Annotated in this window: 18 protein-coding genes and 1 other RNA gene; 8 read left to right on the forward strand and 11 right to left on the reverse strand. The window is 58.3% G+C overall.

The features are described from left to right. Positions 1–135: 135 nt before the first annotated feature. A complete protein-coding gene (locus H4N61_RS11735) occupies positions 136–561 on the forward strand; it encodes an EamA family transporter (protein WP_169195170.1) in 426 nt (141 codons plus the stop codon). Here the strand turns inward: H4N61_RS11735 and H4N61_RS11740 are convergent. From H4N61_RS11740 to H4N61_RS18375, 5 genes are all read right to left on the reverse strand, one after another. Then, positions 558–878 (reverse strand): phosphoribosyl-ATP pyrophosphohydrolase, encoded by a 321-nt coding sequence (locus tag H4N61_RS11740; protein ID WP_169195169.1) that lies wholly within the window; start codon positions 876–878, stop codon positions 558–560. The genes H4N61_RS11735 and H4N61_RS11740 overlap by 4 nt on opposite strands. Next, positions 875–1,669, reverse strand: a complete 795-nt coding sequence (locus tag H4N61_RS11745) for a thymidylate synthase (RefSeq protein WP_182394085.1) — start codon at positions 1,667–1,669, stop codon at positions 875–877. The genes H4N61_RS11740 and H4N61_RS11745 overlap by 4 nt, the downstream gene beginning before the upstream one ends. Before the next feature lie 9 nt (positions 1,670–1,678). Then, positions 1,679–2,248, reverse strand: a complete 570-nt coding sequence (locus tag H4N61_RS11750) for a DUF1003 domain-containing protein (RefSeq protein ID WP_182394086.1) — start codon at positions 2,246–2,248, stop codon at positions 1,679–1,681. A 120-nt stretch (positions 2,249–2,368) separates the two neighbouring features. After that, positions 2,369–2,920: a hypothetical protein gene (locus H4N61_RS11755; protein WP_169195167.1), complete on the reverse strand. Its 552-nt coding sequence runs from the start codon at positions 2,918–2,920 to the stop codon at positions 2,369–2,371. Between the two features lie 53 nt (positions 2,921–2,973). Continuing rightward, complete coding sequence (locus tag H4N61_RS18375; protein WP_248305964.1) at positions 2,974–3,552, reverse strand: thermonuclease family protein; 579 nt, start codon at positions 3,550–3,552, stop codon at positions 2,974–2,976. Between the two features lie 63 nt (positions 3,553–3,615). On the opposite strand from H4N61_RS18375, the gene ssrA reads away from it, so the two are divergent. The 3 genes from ssrA to H4N61_RS11775 all read left to right on the forward strand — a co-directional run bounded on the left by ssrA (position 3,616) and on the right by H4N61_RS11775 (position 4,827). Next, positions 3,616–3,973: a transfer-messenger RNA gene (ssrA, locus tag H4N61_RS11765) on the forward strand. 107 nt (positions 3,974–4,080) lie between these two features. Continuing rightward, positions 4,081–4,569 (forward strand): ClpXP protease specificity-enhancing factor SspB, encoded by a 489-nt coding sequence (locus tag H4N61_RS11770; RefSeq protein WP_169195166.1) that lies wholly within the window; start codon positions 4,081–4,083, stop codon positions 4,567–4,569. 12 nt (positions 4,570–4,581) lie between these two features. Then, positions 4,582–4,827, forward strand: a complete 246-nt coding sequence (locus tag H4N61_RS11775; RefSeq protein WP_169195165.1) for a ribbon-helix-helix domain-containing protein — start codon at positions 4,582–4,584, stop codon at positions 4,825–4,827. On the opposite strand, the gene H4N61_RS11780 is transcribed toward H4N61_RS11775, so the two are convergent. Further along, complete coding sequence (locus tag H4N61_RS11780) at positions 4,808–8,464, reverse strand: AsmA family protein (protein ID WP_182394087.1); 3,657 nt, start codon at positions 8,462–8,464, stop codon at positions 4,808–4,810. The genes H4N61_RS11775 and H4N61_RS11780 overlap by 20 nt on opposite strands. A 246-nt stretch (positions 8,465–8,710) precedes the next feature. Here H4N61_RS11780 and H4N61_RS11785 point away from each other — a divergent pair, with 246 nt between their 5' ends. The 3 genes from H4N61_RS11785 to H4N61_RS11795 all read left to right on the forward strand — a co-directional run bounded on the left by H4N61_RS11785 (position 8,711) and on the right by H4N61_RS11795 (position 12,429). Further along, on the forward strand, positions 8,711–11,068 hold the full coding sequence (locus H4N61_RS11785; protein WP_169195163.1) for a UvrD-helicase domain-containing protein: 2,358 nt from the start codon (positions 8,711–8,713) through the stop codon (positions 11,066–11,068). Between the two features lie 90 nt (positions 11,069–11,158). Beyond that, positions 11,159–11,476: a heavy metal-binding domain-containing protein gene (locus tag H4N61_RS11790; protein WP_182394088.1), complete on the forward strand. Its 318-nt coding sequence runs from the start codon at positions 11,159–11,161 to the stop codon at positions 11,474–11,476. Positions 11,477–11,559: 83 nt separating this feature from the next. Then, positions 11,560–12,429: a 50S ribosomal protein L11 methyltransferase gene (locus H4N61_RS11795; RefSeq protein WP_169195161.1), complete on the forward strand. Its 870-nt coding sequence runs from the start codon at positions 11,560–11,562 to the stop codon at positions 12,427–12,429. A gap of 173 nt (positions 12,430–12,602) precedes the next feature. Here the strand turns inward: H4N61_RS11795 and H4N61_RS18460 are convergent, their stop codons facing one another. Beyond that, positions 12,603–12,734, reverse strand: coding sequence for a hypothetical protein (locus H4N61_RS18460; protein ID WP_282567598.1), 132 nt, complete (start codon positions 12,732–12,734; stop codon positions 12,603–12,605). 122 nt (positions 12,735–12,856) lie between these two features. Continuing rightward, positions 12,857–12,991 (reverse strand): hypothetical protein, encoded by a 135-nt coding sequence (locus H4N61_RS18465; RefSeq protein ID WP_282567599.1) that lies wholly within the window; start codon positions 12,989–12,991, stop codon positions 12,857–12,859. 110 nt (positions 12,992–13,101) lie between these two features. On the opposite strand from H4N61_RS18465, the gene H4N61_RS11800 reads away from it, so the two are divergent. Beyond that, positions 13,102–14,925 (forward strand): aminopeptidase P family protein, encoded by a 1,824-nt coding sequence (locus H4N61_RS11800; protein WP_182394089.1) that lies wholly within the window; start codon positions 13,102–13,104, stop codon positions 14,923–14,925. A gap of 43 nt (positions 14,926–14,968) precedes the next feature. On the opposite strand, the gene ligA is transcribed toward H4N61_RS11800, so the two are convergent. The 3 genes from ligA to H4N61_RS11815 all read right to left on the reverse strand — a co-directional run bounded on the left by ligA (position 14,969) and on the right by H4N61_RS11815 (position 20,386). Beyond that, on the reverse strand, positions 14,969–17,134 hold the full coding sequence (gene ligA, locus H4N61_RS11805; RefSeq protein WP_182396016.1) for an NAD-dependent DNA ligase LigA: 2,166 nt from the start codon (positions 17,132–17,134) through the stop codon (positions 14,969–14,971). A 519-nt stretch (positions 17,135–17,653) separates the two neighbouring features. After that, a complete protein-coding gene (gene recN / locus H4N61_RS11810; RefSeq protein WP_182394090.1) occupies positions 17,654–19,324 on the reverse strand; it encodes a DNA repair protein RecN in 1,671 nt (556 codons plus the stop codon). 216 nt (positions 19,325–19,540) lie between these two features. Then, the gene (locus H4N61_RS11815; RefSeq protein WP_169195158.1) at positions 19,541–20,386 is read right to left on the reverse strand and encodes an outer membrane protein assembly factor BamD; all 846 of its coding nucleotides are present in this window, start codon (positions 20,384–20,386) and stop codon (positions 19,541–19,543) included. Positions 20,387–20,388: the final 2 nt, after the last annotated feature.

Consider the following 20,388-nt stretch of genomic DNA (forward strand, 5'->3'; position numbering starts at 1 on the left):
TTTAAGCATGTTCAGCCGCAGCGCAAAACCAGCAAATTCGCTGAATTACAGCCGACGAAAGCTGACAGCAGCCTGAGCCTAGACTAGAGCATTCTTCAGCACAGCATCCGAGCAAGTATTTAGAGCGCGCACATCATGGTTCAGACTTGGCAATTTTGGGCGTTTCTGTCCGCAGTGTTTGCGGCGCTCACCGCCGTTTTCGGCAAAATCGGCGTCCAGAACATCAATTCGGACATGGCGACGCTGATCCGGACAATCATCATTCTGGCCATGACAGCGGCCATTGTTGTGTCTTTTGGCCATTGGCAAAAGCTCGAAACTATTCCCGGCAAAACCTGGGTGTTTCTGCTGCTGTCGGGCCTCGCCACGGGCGCATCTTGGCTGTGCTATTTCCGTGCGCTGCAAATGGGGCCAGCGTCGCAAGTTGCGCCCATCGACAAGCTCAGCGTCGTTATGGTCGCTCTCTTCGCAGCGCTGTTTCTCGGAGAAAAGCTGGCCGTGCACAATTGGCTTGGCGTGGCTCTGATCGGCGTGGGCGCAGTACTCGTCGCGATCCCCTAATCGGGGCGATTGAAATAAGCGAACCACTTGCGGTCGAGCGCGGCATCAAGATCAATGCCGTTGTGGCGCGCATAGAGCAGCATCATTGCGAGAAGGTCAGCAGCCTCATCATCGCGCTTCTGCTTGATCTCGTCTTCGCTCATGCCCTTGAGCCGCCCGCGACCCGATAGGCGAAGATGCTCCGCAGTCAGCTCGCCAAGCTCTTCTTGGAGTTTGAGGATGAACCAATCGTCATTGCGTTCGACATTCATGCGCTCTGCATAAAGGTCGGAAATCTTGGCGACGAGACCGGTCAGCTCTTCGAGAGTGCGGCTCATACGGAAACCGACGCCTTGATATGCGGATGCGGATCATAGCCCTCAAACGCAAAGTCCTCGAACACAAAATCTTCCAGACGCTTGCGTTCTGGGTTCATGATCAGCTTAGGCAGTGGGCGCGGCTCGCGCGTCAGCTGCAAATTCGCCTGCTCAAAGTGGTCATTATAGATGTGCACGTCGCCAAACGTGTGGACGAAGTCGCCCACTTCGAGATCGCACACCTGCGCCATCATATGGGTGAGCAGTGCATAGGAAGCGATGTTGAACGGCACGCCAAGAAAAGTGTCCGCCGAGCGCTGGTACAGCTGGCAAGAGAGCTTGCCGTTGGCGACATAGAATTGGAACAGGCAATGGCATGGCGGCAGCGCCATATTGTCCACTTCCGCCGGGTTCCAGGCCGAAACGATGTGACGGCGGCTGTCAGGCTTGTGCTTGAGGCTTTCAACAAGCGCACCGAGCTGGTCGATGTGACGACCGTTGGGCGCCGGCCAGTTGCGCCACTGCGAACCATAGACCGGACCAAGATCGCCGTTTTCATCGGCCCACTCGTCCCAAATCTTGACGCCCCGCTCTTGCAACCAGCGCACATTGGTCTCACCGCGAATGAACCACAGGAGTTCATAGATGATGGACTTCAAGTGCAGCTTCTTGGTGGTCAGCAGCGGGAACCCCTCTTGGAGGTTGAAGCGCATCTGATAGCCAAACAGCGATCGCGTACCGGTTCCGGTACGGTCCGACTTGTCGGCACCGGTTTCAAGAATATCGGAGAGGAGTTTTAGGTACGGCTGCATGACCCATAACTAGCGCGATTCGCCGCCGAGGTGTTTCTCGATAAGTCGCGTCAAAGTTGCGATCTGCTCCTGCTGACGCAAAATGAGACCGCGGATTTCCTCTTCGCGAAGCCGGTCGAGTTTTTCATGCAGGGCCATGATCTCGATCTCCGATTTCAAATTCACCTCATAATCATGGGAAGAAACCTCCCGATCCTTCGCCGCCTGTCGGTTCTGGCTCATCATAATGACCGGCGCTTGCACGGCCGCCAGCATCGACAGCATCAGATTGAGAAAGATGAAGGGATAGGGATCGAATGCCCGACCGGCCAATAGCAGATTGGTCGTCACCCAAAGCGCCAACACCACGCCAAACCCTGCGATAAAAACCCATGAGCCGCCAAAGGCCGCGACCTTGTCGGCCAACCGCTGTCCAAAGGTCAGACTGTCATTGAATTGCGCCTGCGTATCCCGCGATAGCGTGCGTCGCTCTATCGTTTGCTCAAGGACCTTCCGTTCCTGGTCGGTCAGATTTTCCATATCCTTGCCGAGAAACCTATCGGACGCATGCGCAATACGGGCGGCGGGATCGGAAGACATGGGTTTGTTCCCTTGCTTTATGGATGGAGCAATACTGACACTGCGGTGGCGCAAGCCAGAGCGGCATCCTACTCCCGTATAGAATGCTGTCAGCACCTGTCTCAGACGGTATTGCCTGCTTCAGGCGAGGCGACTGACAAACTCAGTCTCGTCCTTCTCCCAAACATGCGACTTGTCGATATGCGCTAGCGCCCACGCGAACATGGTCTGCATGCCACGCAAGTCTCGCGCCGCGACCGCTTCTTCCAAGATCTCGTTGATCCGCATCTTGGCGGGCAAATGGCCAAGAGGTCCGACACGCTCGAACTCAACACTAATGCCCTCATCAACCCAAGCGCCGACGAGAGCCGCGAACTCTTCGGAAATGAGGAAGGCGGTTAGCTCAAGAACGAGAATTGTGATCGTGTCATTGTCGAAATGCTCTGAGCGGATGACCACGCCGCTCCGCAGAGGATGCCATGCCTCGCTCAACTCAGGCAGGAAGAAGTAGCCGCAGTAAAAGCCGCGGCACACGGTTGGACGCACATCATAGACGGTGCAGCCCTGCCCTTCGGCGCAATGCAGGCACAAAAAATTGGCGGGCTTCTGCAGTTCTTCCGTGCGGATTGGCGCAAAGGAACAGCAGGCGGTGCAGCTTTCGCAGCTACGCCCTTCAATTGGCTGCAATTCCATAGGCCCCTCCAATTCCCCCGGACCTTAGAAAAGCGTGAATTGGGCCAGCTTGTCTAGCACCAGCTTTCGCGTTTGCCGCGCCATGGATGGGCCAGACCTTCTGCGATCATGGTGTCTGCGATGGATCGGCCATTGCGCTCGACGATGCGCAGTTTGCGCCCATATTGGTCTTCGTCACGCTCATAATCGCCCAAGGTGAAAGGCGCCGCATTCAACAGCGAGACAAGGCGCGTTGTTGCGCGCTGGCCCAATGCCGCTTCCTGCGGGCAAGATGGGCTGCTGACTTCGGGCGTATTCAAATCGGCGATGCGATATTTCACACCATCGAGCCAGAATGTGTCGCCATCGACAACGCAGGTGACGCGATTTCTCGAACTGCAGACAGAAAAATGTGCGCTCGTCCTAGCGGGCATCGCCACGCCAGACGGCGCAACACCGGTCGAGGCAACAGCGCTGATCCGTGGCTCGATAAGCCATTGCGCCAACCCGCTGCGGTCGACGCCTACAACAACCAAAGCGCCCAGCATAAACGAGCCTGCAATCGCATAGGCGATGGGGAATTTCACCCACCACGGCATGCGCTGAGATCGGCGCGAGCGGTTAGATCGTACGAGATAAAGGCGGGGCGGCATAGTTACTCCTACACAGAGCAAACTGACCTATCCGATCTTAATCCCGTGTGAATTTTATGCAGAGCGTTTGCATCCTTACGCCCAGTCACCTATATAGAAGGGGCTCGCAAGAGCTATGGCGATAAACTGTCATTGTAATAAACCCATCGGACCCGGGGGCAGTACCCGGCGTCTCCACCATCTCCCCTCTTTATGAGGTGAGCCAATGGGGACGAAACAGGATCGACGAGGGCGTAAAGAGTGTGCTTTCGCTCGGCATGGTACCACCGTTATCGGACTAAAACTTATAGTTGCAAATGACAACAATAAGGCTCCAGTAGCTCTCGCAGCGTAAGCTGCGCGACATCTGGGAAATAAGTCCTCCGCCCCTAGCCGGGCGATAGGCGGGGTTCGCAGGCACCTGGCAACAGAAGCCTGCACTCAATCTCCAATCCGATCGCAAAAATCCGTCTTTGTTCTTGAATTATCAGGGAACGTAGGGCTGATATGAGCCGTTCGGATTCGACACTACTCTCGGGAGAAGCCCCAATGGCCGAAGACCACATGCGTTACGATATCCTCACGCAAGAAGCGATGCGGGGCGTCGTGCGTAAGGTATTGGCGGAGGTGTCGCGCACCGGCCTTCCGGGTGATCACCACTTCTACATTTCCTTTGCGACCCGCGCTCCTGGCGTGCGCATCTCGGAAGAGCTGATCAAGCAGTATGATTCCGAAATGACCATCGTGCTGCAGAACCAATACTGGGATCTCAAGGTCAACGAAGCCAGCTTTGAAGTAGGCCTGAGCTTTAACGGCAATCCCGAAATGCTGCTCATTCCCTACACCGCGATCAAGGGCTTCTTTGACCCGTCCGTGCAGTTTGGCTTGCAGTTTGATCCGAGCAACGTTGCCGATGATCAGCGCGACGATACCGGCTCTTCCTCCCCTTCTGCTGCGTCGGACGAAAATTCTGCCGAACCGGTTGAAGCGAGCGGCGAAAAAGTCGTTTCGCTCGACGCTTTCCGCAAGAAGCCATAAGTCGTTTCGGAGATGGACAAACGCTCCTTCTCCATTGTCGGCCACCGCACATCGATTGCGTTAGAACCCGCGTTTTGGGCTGGGCTTGAAGCCATGGCACAACAGCGCGGGTTAAGCTTGGCTGGCCTCGTCAGACATATCGACGAAACCCGCGACACGCAGAACTTATCCTCTGCCGTGCGCCTGGCCGTATTGGCCTATTATCGTGATGGCGAAGCCTTGGCTCGCCCCACAGACCCTAAGGCAAAGGCCGAATAGTCGGCGCGAAAAGCGTCGGACTTTGCGAGGCATCGGGCGCGCTCTGAATGAGCATTTCAATCGTCTGCTGATCAAAATTTGGCAAGATCGGCTCCGGCGCGACGAGCGGCTGGGAGAATGGCGGCACTGGCTCTGCCGCACGCGCCGCTTCCTCCCCGGCGGCAAGACGCGCGGCTTCTTCCTCAGCAGCTATGCGTGCGGCCTCTTCCGCAGCTAGTCGGCGCTGCTCTTCAATACGCCGGTTCCGATCTTCTGCCGCTGCCCTCTGGCGAGCCTCGTCTTCAAGACGGAGCGCATCGAGGCGATCCAGCTCAATCTCATTGGCGCGCACCTGCACGGCAGCGGAAATTTCCGAGAGATCAAGAGTGGCTTCGGGGGCAGAGACAGTCCCGCCAAGCCTGGTCAGAATGCGCGCATTGTCGAGCTCAACCAAGCCGCGTGGATCTTCAAACGCTTTTGGCATCATAACGAAAGAGCCGCTGACGCCCATATCGTTGAGCGCCAATTGGAGCGAGCCCGAAAGGGTGGCTGCCTGACCGTCAATAAACATGTTGCCCACGCGCACTGTGCCGCCCGCAATAGTGAATGCGCCCGGCGCCACCGGCGCGCCAAATTTGCCTTCCTCCAGCGCGGCACGCATGACGGTTTCCAAAACTTCTGGCGGAGTGTTGAGAACATCGTCAACGTTCACGAGTGCTGGATAGACGGCGGTAGAATGCCCGGCGACGCCGAATTCCTGAATGGCAAAATTGCCTTCCCCCGAGAGGCTGCGCACGACCTCGGCCAAGCTTTGCCCTGCCCCTTCGAACTGCCCGCTGCCATCGAGAATGCCGGAAAGACCCAGCTCGGGCGCCACGGCAGCAATAGTGACGCCCGTCATGGTCCCGCGCCCCGAAATGGTCCGTTCGCTCAGAGCGCCAGCGCAACAATTGACGAGGTTCAACGAGAGCTTGCCGCCGCCCAATGCGGTTTCAAAGCGCCCCAGCGTGGCCGATTGCTGGTCCCAGAGGAACATAAAACTGGTATCGCCGCCGATCGTCCGCCCATCAAGGCTCAGCTCGCGGGCGATGACTTCAACATTGCCACGCGTTTGGCGGGGAGCGTGCGCGGTGGCGAGCGGGCCTTCTGGCCAGACGCCCTCTGCCGCACCGATGAGCGCTTCGCCACCAAAGAGGAACGCTGCCAGTGCTGTCGTGTCCACGCGATCGGTGGTGATTGTGCCGCCAAAGCCCGGCAATTGTCCGATCATCTGCATGCTGACGTCGCCACTAAAGCGGGTGTCGCCAGACGCTCCGGTAATTTCAGACAGTGCGAGGCTGCGACCAGCGACAAATTCCATGCTGGCGCTCGCTTCTACCGGCGGCAGCTGTGCGCCGGACACGCCAACCCATGCCGCCAGCCCACTGCCATCGCGCAAGATCACGTCGGCCGTGCCCGTGCCGGACAGAACAGCGCCATCGTCAAAATCGAAATCGCCATAAAAGGCGACGACTTGCCCATCTTGCCCCAGAGAGAGACGGCCAGTGAAGCCATCGGCGAGCGTTCCGTCAACAAAGGCGCTGCCGACCATGGCCTCGTCGCCGGTAAACAAAGAAGGGCCGGTCCAACCGAATTGCTCAAGCAGCGCGAGGCTATCCTGCGCCTCAATCGAAGCGACCACAGAAAGTTGGCCCTCGCCCATGTGCGAGATGGGTCGCTCACTCTCGACGCGGACGTCCAGCGCCGCCTCGGCAATTGAGCCATTGGCGGTAATGGTCTGGCCACTGCCCTGTTCTGCATCGGCCAGCACAATCTGCAAATCGGCTGGCATGGCCAAATCGATGGCTTGTTGCCAATCGAACGGCACATTGGCCATTTCATAAAGCGCGGTGAGCCCGGGCGCGCCGGCCTCTTTGAGATTTAGGCCACCCGAAAGCGTGACATTGGGATCGAGCAGCGAACCGCTTAGACGCACAGTGCCGTTAAAGCCAACCCCGCCCCAATCATCAACCGATAGGCGCGAGAAGCGGATGGCGTCCCGCGACCATTGCGCTTCGCCGACGAGGTTTTGCGCGGGCAGACCGAGCACATCGAGCGCCTGCGCCTGTACTGAGAAACTGCCATCGGGGAAGCTAATAAGGAAATTGCTGTCGAGCGACGCATTGGGCGCGAGGGCAAAGAGCGCCTCGCTCAGCGGCGCATCGAGGTCTCCCAAGCGCAGCACAGTGTCCAGTCTCGGCTCTGCGCCAAACCCAATACGCAGGTCCAGCCCATGATCCTGCCCACCCAAGGCGATCCAAGCATTACTGAGGCCAAAAGCGTCGGAGCCCAAACGCACGCGACCGTGCAATTCCCCCGGAACGCCGAACAGCGGGTTGTCGTCGCTCGGCTTGCGCCAAAGCGCTGCCAGTGCGTCGAGACGCTGCGCCCGCATGACAATGTCGCCCATGACGCCCAAGCTTCCGCCGGCATTGGTCACCTTGCCAGAAAATCGGGTTTCGGTCTGGCCGGGCAAAAGCCCGATGGCTTGCGCAATGGTCCAGCTATCGCCGTCCGTCGTTGCTTCAACGCGCAAATTGCGCAGCGAGAAGCCACGCATCCCAACCTCAGCAAGGTCAATCTCAAGCTTGCCTGCCATCTTGGGAATTGGCGGAGCCGGAATTTCGCCCAAGAGACGAACGAACTCATAGGCCTGTTCGGCTGCAACTTCGCTTGCATCACGCGGCGGGAGCGAGAACACGCCCCCTGAAACCATAATGTCGAAGAAGCGCGTTTCCCCCAGCTGCACATTGGCCGTGCCGGTGAGCCGCATGCCCGAGCGGTTCTGATCTGGGCTCAACGTAAACCCGGTCAGCGACACCCGATCGGTGGACGCGGTAATCTTGGTTTCGAGCACCAGATCGCCCGTAATGTCCTTAGCTGCCGTGGCGAGTTGTGGTGGCTGACGATAGGTCAGCGTGCCATCAAACTTAGGGGCGAGCCCACTTTCAAAAGAGCCATCGGCATTAAAAACCGTATTGGTCACAAGATCGCGCACGAAGGCCGACACGCGCGCTGCGCCCTGCGCATCGCTGGCCCCAGAATTGAGCCGCAGCTCATAGCGCCCATCGGCATAGTCGGCATTACCCTGAAACTGGAATGGCCCACCAAAACTAGACAGCCGCAGATCGCCTGACAGATTGGAAACAGTGAAGGTTTCGTGGCTCCGCACATCATTGAGCCGCACACTGCCATCGGTGATGCTGGCGTGGCCCAGAGCGACACCGGTTCCGGCGTTCGACATATCAACGCCACTGGCCAAAAGCCCGTTCTCGTCGATGGTGAAATCAACAACGGGACCAATCAGCGAAACCGAGGTGGCGTTATAAATATCGCGCAAAAAGTCCATCAGCGCGAACTCAGCTTCAACGCGCCGAACCGTTGCCGCCGGATCGGTGGCCGGGCCCACCACCACATCGTCAAACTCAAGACGCGGGGTCGGCAACAGTGAAAACGCAATATCGCCGCGAATGGACACATCTGTGCCAAGCACTTGGCTAGCCAGCACTTCCATGCGGTCGCGATAATCCGCCCAGTGGATGAACCGGGGCAGAATGAAAGCTGAGCCGAGCACCACGATAGCGAAGATGCCGACCACGATATAAATGCGATTAAGCAATGTTGTGCCTGCCCCGGACAATTTGGAGCGAAGTGTAGGCGCTTGCGGCCCCCGCGCAAGCCATAGCCGCAATTTGCGCAATGAAAACGGGAGAAATTTCGAGCTCCGCCGCTGACGGATCGGTGAAAACACCCGCTTCTATACAGGGGGCGGCGCACTCCCTATATTGCAATGAGAACAAAATGAGATTCGACGAGGCTTGGCGACGTGGCAGCGATGCTGTGAGCGCCTTGGAAACTTTCGCTAATGGTCGACCACGCGCCCCTGCCCCGCCCCAAAGCTGGCCCCATCACAAGCCAACTGAACCGTCAGCCGCCGGTTGATCGGAATATTCCCGATTACTTGCACGGTCTGAACCCCGAACAGCGCGACGCCGTGCTGACTACAGAAGGGCCGGTTCTGGTTCTGGCGGGCGCGGGCACAGGCAAAACGCGCGTTCTCACCACCCGTATTGCGCATATATTGAATACCCGCATGGCCTGGGGCTCGGAAATTCTCGCTGTGACCTTTACCAATAAGGCCGCAGCGGAAATGAAAAAGCGCATCCATGATCTGGTGCCCCAACTCGATGGCCTGCCATGGATGGGCACATTCCACTCCATCGGCGTCAAAATCCTGCGCCGCCATGCCGAACTGGTTGATCTCAAACCGCAGTTCACGATTTTGGACACGGACGATCAGCTGCGCCTGATCAAGCAATTGCTTGAAGCTGAGCAGATCGACGAAAAACGTTGGCCCGCTAAGCAGTTCGCCGGCATGCTCGACGCCTGGAAAAACCGCGGCTGGACGCCCAAGGATGTTCCCGCCTCGGAGGGCAGTCACTACGCCAATGGCAAGGGCCTAAAGCTCTATTACGACTATCAGGCGCGGCTAAAGTCGCTGAACGCCGCCGACTTTGGCGACCTTTTGCTCGAATGCATTCGCTTGTTCCGCGAAAACAAGGACGTGCTGGCCGAATACCATCGGCGCTTCAAATTCATCCTTGTCGACGAATATCAGGACAGCAACACCGCCCAATACTTGTGGCTGCGCTTGCTCGCCATGGGCAAGCCCGCACCTGAAGCCAATATCTGCGTGGTGGGTGACGACGACCAATCCATCTACGGTTGGCGCGGCGCTGAAGTGGACAATATCCTGCGCTTTGAGCAGGATTTTCCCGGCGCAAAGGTCGTAAAACTCGAGCGCAATTACCGCTCTACGGCCAATATCCTCAAGGCCGCATCCACGGTCATCGCCTATAACGAAGGCCGCTTGGGCAAAACGCTTTTCACCGACATTGCCGAAGACGGCGAAAAGCTGCTGCTCACGTCCGTTTGGGACAGTGAGGAAGAAGCCCGGCAGGTCGGCGAAGAAATCGAACAGCTGCAGCGTGACGGCGAGCAGCTCAACGACATCGCCATTCTGGTACGCGCCTCGTTCCAGATGCGTGAGTTCGAAGAACGCTTCATTACGCTGGGTCTCAACTATCGCGTTATCGGCGGCCCGCGCTTTTATGAGCGGAAGGAAATTCGCGACGCGCTGGCCTATTTGCGTCTTGTCAGCCAGCCCGCCGACGATCTTGCCTTTGAGCGCATCATCAACGTGCCCAAGCGCGGCATCGGCGACACCACGGTGAAGACGCTGATGGAAACCGCGCGGCTGATGAACATGCCGTTGCTCGAAGCCACCCGTCAGCTGGTTGAGACCGAAGAACTCAAGCCCAAGCAACGCTCGACACTGAGCGCGCTGGTGCAGCAATTCGACCACTGGGCCGAGAGAATGGCATCCATTCCGCACCACGAGCTGGCCGAGCAAATTCTCGACGAAAGTGGCTACACCGGCATGTGGCAGGCGGATAAATCGCCCGACAGCCCCGGGCGCTTGGAAAACTTGAAAGAACTCGTCCGCTCAATGGAAGGGTTCGAAAACCTGGGCGGTTTCCTCGAACACATCTCTCTGGTCATGGACCGTGACGCAGGCGACGCCAGCGATGCTGTGTCGATCATGACCCTGCACTCGGCCAAGGGATTGGAATTCAACACAGTCTTCTTGCCCGGCTGGGAGGAAGGCCTCTTCCCGCATCAGCGCTCGCTCGACGAAAGCGGCAAGGCTGGGCTCGAAGAAGAACGGCGCCTTGCCTATGTGGCCATCACCCGTGGCCGCAAACGCGTGCGCTTGTCTGTGGCGCAAAACCGCCGCATCCATGGCCTCTGGCAATCCGCCATTCCAAGCCGCTTCCTCGATGAACTTCCCCCCGACGTGGTGGAAGTGAAAGACACCGGCTCGTCCTATGGCGGCTATGGTTATGGTGGTGGCGGCGGCGCATCGAGCCGCTTTAATAAGATCGACCCGTTCGAGAGCGTATATGAAACGCCCGGCTGGAAGCGTGCTCGCGAAAACCAGTCGAGCCGCAAGGGCGGTGGCCCCATGACGATTGAGGGCAATCTCGTTGCCCGCTCTGTCAACACCGGCAGCCAATCGAGCAGCTATTCGCTCAACGACCGCGTCTTCCACCTCAAGTTTGGCTATGGCACGGTCACCAATATCGAAGGCAATAAGCTGACGATTGATTTTGAGAAGGCCGGAACCAAGAAGGTTTTGGAGAGCTTTGTGAAGCCGGGCTAAGAGCCCGGTTTTTCTTCACGCTGCCCTATCCATTCGTGAACTCTGCTCCCATTTAAGCGTTGTGCCTGCACACACTTATGGGAAGCAAACATGATCCTCTCCACCACACCCACTCTCGAAGGCCGCCCCGTCTCGCAATATCTTGGCATTGTTACGGGTGAAGTGATCGTCGGCGCTAATATCTTCAAAGACCTGTTTGCCGGTATTCGCGACATCGTCGGTGGCCGCGCGGGCGCTTATGAAAGCACACTGCGCGATGCACGCCGTGAAGCGTATCGCGAGCTGGAAGAAGAAGCCCGCCGCCTCGGCGCCGACGCTGTTGTGGGCATCGATCTCGACTATGAAGTGGTCGGTCAGGGCGGCTCCATGCTGATGGTTTCCGTCTCCGGCACAGCCGTAAAACTCTAATTCCGCGCGGGCAGGACACACTGCGCCATTGACTTGGACGCCTCTCCTGCCCCAATGGCACCGAACTCTAATAAAGGTCGCCCATGTCCGTCGAACAAGTCTCCGTCGCTCTCACCAAAGAACAGGCCTATGCGCTGGTCGACGCCGTCTCTGAACGCGACGATCTGGCCTCGACCGTGTCGTGCCACGAGAACGAAGAAACCGGCGAGTGGATCTTTGAGGCAGGCTGCGAAGACACGCCAAACCTTGAAGCGTTTAACGAAATCGCTCAGCAGGTTCTCGGCGGCGCGGTGACCTTTACTGTCGAAGAAATCGACCCGAGCATCAACTGGGTGGCCAAGTCTCTCGAAGGCCTGGCTCCGGTGATCGCGGGCGGCTTTTACGTCTATGGCTCGCACTCGACCGACCCGGTACCCGAAGGCCTGATCGCCATGCAGATCGACGCTGCGCAGGCGTTTGGCACGGGTCACCACGAAACCACCACCGGCTGCCTTGAAGCCATCGACATGATCCTGGGCGCTAAAAACCCGCAGAACATGATCGACGTCGGCACCGGCACCGGCGTTCTCGCCATTGCGCTGGCCAAGAAACTCAACCGCAAGGTGTTCTCGACCGATATCGACCCGATCGCTGTCACCACGACGCTCGAAAACGCTGCCCTCAATGATTGCGCTGAACTGATCGAATGCATCGAAGCCACCGGCCTCGACCATGAAGAGATCACCTCGCGCGCGCCATATGATCTGGTCGTCGCCAATATTCTGGCGGGCCCGCTCACCGAACTGGCTCCGGGCGTTGGCGCTGTGACGCAAGAAGGCGGCAATGCCATCTTGTCGGGCATTCTCAACACTCAGGCGCAGGGCGTTATCGACGCTTACCTCGCAGCCGACTTCAAGCTGGTCGAGCATCTCAAGCGCAAGGATTGGACCACGCTTATTCTCGAAAAGAACTAAGCAACTGCGCCTCAGAAAGAGAAAAGCCTCCCTTCGGGGAGGCTTTTTTGTTGGCCCGTGGAACACGCAATGCGGTGCGAGCCCCTGGTGCACAGGCCCAAAAACAAAAAATCCCCGAAGGTGGCTCCGGGGATCGTCTGGTCTAGATTGTCAGCGTAATGCTTGCAGCCGCCTTATGGGCGCTTAGTAACCGCGCCAATCAGCTGGTGCTGCATGCGGTAGCTGACCTGGCGGGTAGCTTCGCGACCACGGCAGTCAATCAGACCACCCAGTGTGCTGCGGAAGCTATTCTTGCTCTCGGTCATTCTCTACTCCATGCGACGGCGGCAATCCGTTGCGCCGTCTGTGTGTTTCTCTATTCCATCCGCGCCATTCCAGTTAGTGGGGCGCGAACAGATCAGCTATGCCTTTTATGCAAGGCGACCGATTAGATGTCGGTATTGTGCTTCTGAGCAGCCTTGGTCTTGGCATCGAACTGAGCAACATAGCGTTCAGCCTGCTGTGTGCGAGCATCAACGATGGCATTCAGGGCGCGGCGGAAGAAATTCTCTTGCTTCGTCATTTTTCTCTCCTAGTGTTCGACACTAAGATAGGCATTCTTCGGGCGACAACCAGTCCGATAAAGACAAGCCAGCTATGCCCAGAGCGCAGCACGGCGCAGGATTTGTAAGCATGACAGACCGTTCTTTCCCGCCCACGCAGTTTCAGAGCTTCGAGGTCAAGAGTGACCCAAGCCAGGTCGCGCCCCGAGTCGCTCAGTTGCGCGCGGCGATGAAAGCTGCGGGCGTGGATGCCTTCCTCATTCCACGCGCTGATGCGCACCGCGGGGAAAGCGTGCCGGAAAGCGATGCGCGCTTGGCATACCTCACCGGCTTTACCGGCTCGGCGGGTCATGCCCTGGTCACAGCGGATAAGGCCGCGCTTTTTGTCGACAGCCGCTACACCTTGCAGGCACCCGCGCAGACCGACACAGACGTTTTTAAAATCGAGGAACTGGCAGTTGGCTCGGCCAGCCCGGTACTGCGCGATTACATCGCCGAGGGCGCGACCCTTGCTTATGATCCGTGGCTACACACCCCGGGCGAAATCCGCACTTTTGTTGATGCGCTCAAGGGCTATGCCAAGGTCGTTCCGCACACCAATCTCGTCGATACCATCTGGCAGGACCGCCCTGCAGCGCCCATTAGCCCGATCGAATTTCTGGGCCACAACCGCGCTGGCAAGACCGCGCAGGACAAGCTCACTGATCTGCGTAAAACGCTAAGTGACGAAAACGCCGCTGCTGTGGTGCTCACCCTGCCCGAAAGCATCTGCTGGCTCTTCAATATGCGCGGGCGCGACGTGCCCAACACGCCCTTCGTTCTTGGCTTTTCCATCGTGCCACAATCCGGCACACCGAAGCTGTTCCTCGATGAGGGGAAGATCACGCCCGAGATTAAACAGGCACTTTCGGGCATAGCTGAGATCGAACCAGTAACCGGATTCTCTGCCGCTCTTGCGGCTTTTGGCGCAGATGCGAATAGCGTTTTAATCGACCCACAATCTGCCCCCGCTGCCGTTGCCGAAACGCTGACCAACGCCGGCGTCAAGCTCATCGAAAAGCGCGATCCTATCCTCGGACCCAAATCGCGCAAGAACGAGGTCGAACTCTCCGGCATGCGCGAAGCGCATAAGCTCGACGGTGTTGCTCTCGCCAAGTTCCTGCATTGGTTCGATACCGAAGCCCCCAAGGGCAATCTCACCGAGATCGGCATCGTGACCGCGCTGGAAGCCTTCCGCCGCGAGGAAGAAACCTGCGTCGACGCCAGCTTTGATACCATTTCCGGCTCCGGTCCAAACGGCGCCATCGTCCACTATCGTGTCACGGAAAAGACCGACCGTCGCCTCAACCCCGGCGAGCTGATGCTCGTCGATTCAGGCGCGCAATATCTCTCCGGCACCACCGACATCACCCGCACGCTGTATACCGGCGATGCCAGCGCCGAAGAAAAAGACCGCTACACGCGCGTCCTCAAAGGCATGATCGCTATTTCCATGGCGCGCTTCCCCGTCGGCACCAGCGGCGCAGTCATTGATGTGCTGGCGCGCCAATTCCTCTGGCAGGATGGCATCACCTACACCCACGGCACCGGCCACGGTGTGGGCCATTTCCTCGGCGTCCACGAAGGGCCGATTGGCATTTCCAGCCGCTACACGGCGCCCCTAGAAATCGGCAATGTGCTCTCCAACGAGCCGGGCTACTACAAGGCCGGAGCCTATGGCATCCGCATCGAAAACCTGATCGTGGTCGAGGAAGCCAAATCCTTCCCCGGCTATCTGGAGTTCGACACCATCACCCTCGCGCCCATCGAAACGCGCCTCATCGACCAAAGCCTGCTCACCACGCCGGAGCGCGATTGGCTCAACGCCTTCCACGCCAAGGTGTGGGACGAAATCAGCCCGCGCCTTACGGGCGATGTGAAAGAGTGGCTTCGCCGCGCCACCACAGCGATCTAATCAAACCAAAGGGCAGTCTCTCGACTGCCCTTTTTACATTCGGCTATTTCGCGACCCGCTCAAACCACTCGTCTTCCGAGATCACCTCAATGCCGAGGCTTTCCGCCTGTTTGAGTTTAGAGCCTGCCCCCGGCCCCGCCACCAGCAGATCGGTCTTCGCCGAAACCGAACCCGCAACCTTCGCGCCCAAACGCTCGGCCATTGCCTTGGCTTCGGTGCGTGTCATCTTCTCAAGACTTCCCGTGAATACAACGGTTTTGCCCGCGACGACGCTATCGGCCGAGATCACCACCACATAGGGCTTTGGCTTCACCTCAAGCAGCAAATCGTTGAGCGCAGAGACGTTCTTGTCATTGGCAAAAAATGACATGATCGAAGAGTGCACTGTCTCCCCAATACCCCCGATTTCCGGGAAGAGCGCGTGCCCTTCTTCGTGGTGTGCCGCCGCAAATGCGACATCGCGGAATTTTTCAATCGTGCCAAATTCCTTGGCCAAAAGCGCCGCTGTGGTTTCACCCACATGACGAATACCGAGCGCAAAGATGAAGCGATCGAGCTCAGGTTCACGGCGCGCATCAATCGCATCGAACAGCTTTTTGACCGAGACAGCACCAAACCCGTCAGCGTCTTTGAGCTTTTTGAAACTTTTGGCGTCTTCAGCCTTTAGGGTGAAAATATCCGCGGGGCGCTTGATGCGACCTTCTTCGTAAAACTGGCTGATCTGCTTGTCACCCAGCCCATCAATGTCGAGCGCATTGCGCGATACGAAATGCTTTAGGTTCTCGACGGCCTGTGCGGGGCAGAACAACTCGCCCGTGCAGCGACGCACCGAGTCGAGCTTACCCGTCTTCTCATTGATCTCGCGCACCGCTTCAGAGCCGCACACCGGGCAAACATGGGGGAAGACGAAAGGCTGGGTGCCCTCTGGACGCTTATCAAGCACGACATTGACGATCTGCGGGATCACATCACCCGCGCGCTGAACGACCACTGTGTCGCCAACGCGCAGATCGACACCATCGCGAATGGCCTCGCCCTTGTTACCTATGCCTTTGATGTAATCTTCATTGTGCAGCGTCGCGTTCTCAACAACCACGCCACCCACGGTCACCGGAGCCAAACGCGCCACCGGGGTCAGCGCCCCCGTGCGGCCCACCTGAATATCAATGGCTGTAAGCTTGGTGAACGCCTGCTCGGCCGGGAACTTATGAGCAATGGCCCAACGCGGCGCGCGCGCCACAAAGCCCCAACGCGCCTGCAGGTCGAGCCGATCAAGCTTATAGACCACGCCGTCAATGTCGTAGCCGAGCGCCGCGCGCTGCACTTCGATACCGTGATAATGGGCAATCAGCTCTTCAGCTGAAGTGGTGCGGATCATCAGCGGATTGGTAACAAAACCCCAAGATTTTAGCTTCTGAACGAAATCAAACTGCGTTTCGGCCGGAGGCTGCGGATTACCCGCGCCATCCTCAGCCAGACCCCAGGCATAGGCAAAGAAATTGAGTTTTCGGCTCTTGGTGATTTCCGCGTTTTTCTGGCGCAAAGACCCCGCCGCGGTATTGCGCGGATTGACGTAATCCTGCCCGCCGAACTTGGCGGAATGCTCCTTGAGGCGTTTGAACTCAGCGTGGTTCATATAAACTTCGCCACGGATTTCGATCACCGCAGGCCAGCCCTCGCCCGAGAGCGAGTGCGGAATATCGGCAATGGTTTTGAGGTTTTCGGTGATGTCTTCACCCACTGCCCCATCGCCACGCGTTGCGCCCTTTACGAACACACCATTCTCGTAGCGCAGCGATGCCGAAAGCCCGTCAATCTTTGGCTCAGCGGTGAATTCGAGCTTGAACTCCGGGTCGCGCAGCGTGTCCGCCATGAAGAATTTTTTGGCCCGCGCGACAAAGTCCGTCACGTCCTCGTCGGTGAAAGCATTGGCGAGGCTGAGCATCGGCACGCCATGCCGCACCTTGGCAAAGCCATCGGCAGGTGCAGCCCCAACCGCCGTCGACGGGCTATCCATGCGAACGAGAGCAGGGAAACGCTCTTCAATGTCAAAATTGCGTTGGCGGAGCTTGTCGTAATCGGCGTCCGACAAATCCGGCGCATCATTTTGATGATACGCAATATCCGCCGCCGCAATCGCCGTCGAGAGCCGGTCAAGCTCAGCCCGTGCTTGGTCTTCCGTGAGATCGGTTACAGGCAGCAGCGGCAAATCGGTCATGGCATCACTCAGAATCTGAATGCTGTTGGTTTAGCAGAACGCATCACACCGCGCATGGGTTACGCCCTAAGCTCCACGACTATGGCGCCGTGCGCGTCAGAGGGTGGCAGGAGCGGTGGCATACTAGTCCCCCCATGAAAGCGGGCCACCAGTTAAAACGAACACGGGTTCCCAATTGCTGTGACGACGCCCCACCCCCCCACTTTCGCGAGAAAGATAGGGGAACGACACTGGAAGCTGCATCAGCTTATGGTTTCTTCGTGGACTTGAAAAAGCTTCGCACGCAGCCCCCCACCTAACCTCCCCCGCTAGCAAGGGAGGGACCGATCGAGTGTACTGTTAGTCCCCCAATAGAGCCAATCGGGAATCAAGCCCACTACTGAGATTAGGCACCACCCCGCCCGATCCAAACGCGCAATGCGCTCCTCCCCCTATCAGGGGGAGGCTGGGTGGGGGAAAGCACTCAAGGCATACTGCCTCAACTCGGCCAAACACCGAGCGCCATTTTGACTAAACCACGGTCCCCAGTAACTTGCTCGCGGCGGCGCGGGCTTCATCGGTAATTTCCGCCCCCGCCAACATACGCGCCACTTCTTCCTGTCGCGCATCCCGGTCCAGCGGACGAACATGCGTGCGCATGAAAGCCCCCTCTTTGACCATCTGCTTTTCAATAAGCAGGTGACGGTTCGCCCGGGCTGCGACCTGCGGGGCGTGTGTTACCGTCAGAACCTGCACTGTGCTTGCCAGCCGCGCCAAGCGGCGACCAATCGCATCGGCAACAGCACCGCCAACACCAGTGTCGATTTCGTCGAAAATCAGAACTGGTGCCGAGCCGCGATCGGCGAGCACCACCTTAAGCGCCAGCAGGAAACGGCTCAATTCGCCGCCCGACGCCACCTTAAGCAGTGGCCCAGCGGCCGTGCCCGGATTGGTCTGCACGTGGAACGCGATTTGGTCAAAGCCAGCAGCAGCGACACGGTTCTTATCGACCTGCTGGTCGACAATGAACTTGGCCGCGCCCAGCTTCAAATCCGGCAGTTCAGCCTCGACCGCCTTGGTCAGCGCTTTAGCAGACTTGGCTCGGCTCGTGCTGAGCTTTTCTGCCGCCTCTGCATATTTGGCCCGCGCCAGCGCTTCGGCCTTCTCCAGAGTTTTGAGGCGCCCTTCCCCGCTTTGTAGCGTATTAAGATCGCCTTCATACTTTTCGAGCACTTCAACCAAGCCATCGCAGCTGGTCTGGTGCTTACGCGCGGCTGCGCGCAGCGCGAAAAGACGCTCTTCGACCTGCTCAAGCTCAGAGGGATCAAACGCCATCTCACGCTTCAGATCTTCCAAGGCGTCAGCGGCTGTATCTAGGGTGGCCAGCGAAGCGTCCAGCGCATCCACAATCGGCTGGAACAGGGTCGCCCCGCTGTCCAGCTTGCGCAGCAAGCGCCGCATGAGCGCCGCGAGTGCAGGCGATGGCGCGTTTGGACCGTTGAGGATTTCATCAATCTCGACAACATCCGCGGCAGCCTTTTCGGCCTGCTGCAACTGTTGGCGACGTTCGGACAATTCTGCCTCTTCGCCCAATCCCGGTTTCAGCTTGGAGAGCTCATCAACCGTGTGCCGCGCATAGTCTTCGGCGGCAAGTGCCGCATCAACCTGCGCGCGCTGCTCCTCAACGGCCTGTTGCGCCTCAACCAAGGTCGCCCAGGCGTCCCGCACAGCCGCTGCCGGTTTGGCGAGTTCACCAAAAGCGTCGAGCGCCGCGCGGTGCGTGGCCACATCAACCAAAGCGCGATCATCGTGCTGGCCGTGAATTTCGACGACCTGGCTCCCCACCTTTTGCAAAAGCGAGGCCGACACCGGCTGGTCATTGATAAAGGCGCGGGTACGGCCGTCCGAGAACTGAACACGCTTGAGGATCACGTCCTCATCATCGGGCACAGCGTTTTCGCGCAACAGCGCGCGCGCCGGATGATCTGCGGCCAGTTCCAGCACGGCGACGACCTGCCCGCTGTCCTGCCCCTGCCGTACCAGCGAGGCATCCCCGCGTCCGCCGAGCGCTAAAGTCAGCGCGTCAAGCAAAATGGATTTGCCCGCGCCGGTTTCACCGGTGAGGACAGTCATGCCGTTATCAAGCGCCAGATCGAGCTGGTCGATGAGAACGATATTGCGGACCGACAGCGCGTTTAGCATGCGCGAATTTCCCTCAAGGGACTGGGCTTTGCTTGTCTTATCAGCTTGGCTGCGGATTGAGACGCCCGCGAGACGCCTTCCACAGCAAAGCCGCTAACACAGCCGCGTGACACGATAGCAAATTAGAACAAAATAGCAACACCGTCTTTCGCTAACCCAAGAGCGAAAAACAAAGGGCCCCGTGTGGGGCCCTTCAAACTCGTCATACTGACACGCTTAGTTGCGAACGCCGGCCAGCCAGCTGCCTGAATTCAGGCTTGGTGCAAGGCCCTGCTTACCGAGAAGTTCAAAGCCGCGCTTGTACCAGTCGCTCGATGGGTAGTTGTGGCCCAGAACGGCGGCAGCCGACATGGCTTCTGTGGTCAGACCAAGCGAGAGATAAGCCTCGGTCAGACGGTAGAGCGCTTCTTCGATGTGAGTCGAGGTCTGCCACTTTTCAACGACTTCGCGGAAGCGATTGATCGCCGCGGCATACTGGCCATTACCGAGGTAATAGCGGCCAACCGACATTTCCTTACCAGCGAGCTGGTCATAGGCGATCAGGAGCTTTTCCTTAGCGTCCTTGGCGTGCTCGGACTTAGGATAATTGTTGATCAGGAGCTGATAGGTGTCGATCGCATCCGTCGACAGCTGCTGATCGCGGGTAATATCCTTGATCTGAGCGAAATAGGCAGTGCCCTTCAGCCAGAGGATATAGGCGGTTTCAGAGCTCTTGGGATAGAGAGCCAGATAGCGGTCTGCCGCTAGGATCGCCTCGTCAAACTTGCCGATGCGATAGTTCGCATAGACCTGCATAACCTTGCCCTTTTCGGTCAGCGGATCCAGCGGATGCTGGCGATTGAGCTGATCGAGCTTGCGGATCGCAGTCTGGTAGCGCTGGCCATCCATATCGTCGAGCGCACCCTGATAAAGGGCAGCGGCAGGAATGATAGCAGCTTCTTTAAGCTTAGGCGGCTGGAACAGACCACCACCGGCGCAAGCCGTCAGTGCTGTCGCAAAAACGCCAATGGCAGCGAGCCGAACGGCGCGGGCTGTAAGCTTCTTCATTGCATTAAAGGTCACGT

This window comes from Devosia sp. MC521 (assembly GCF_014127105.1).
Taxonomy (GTDB): domain Bacteria; phylum Pseudomonadota; class Alphaproteobacteria; order Rhizobiales; family Devosiaceae; genus Devosia.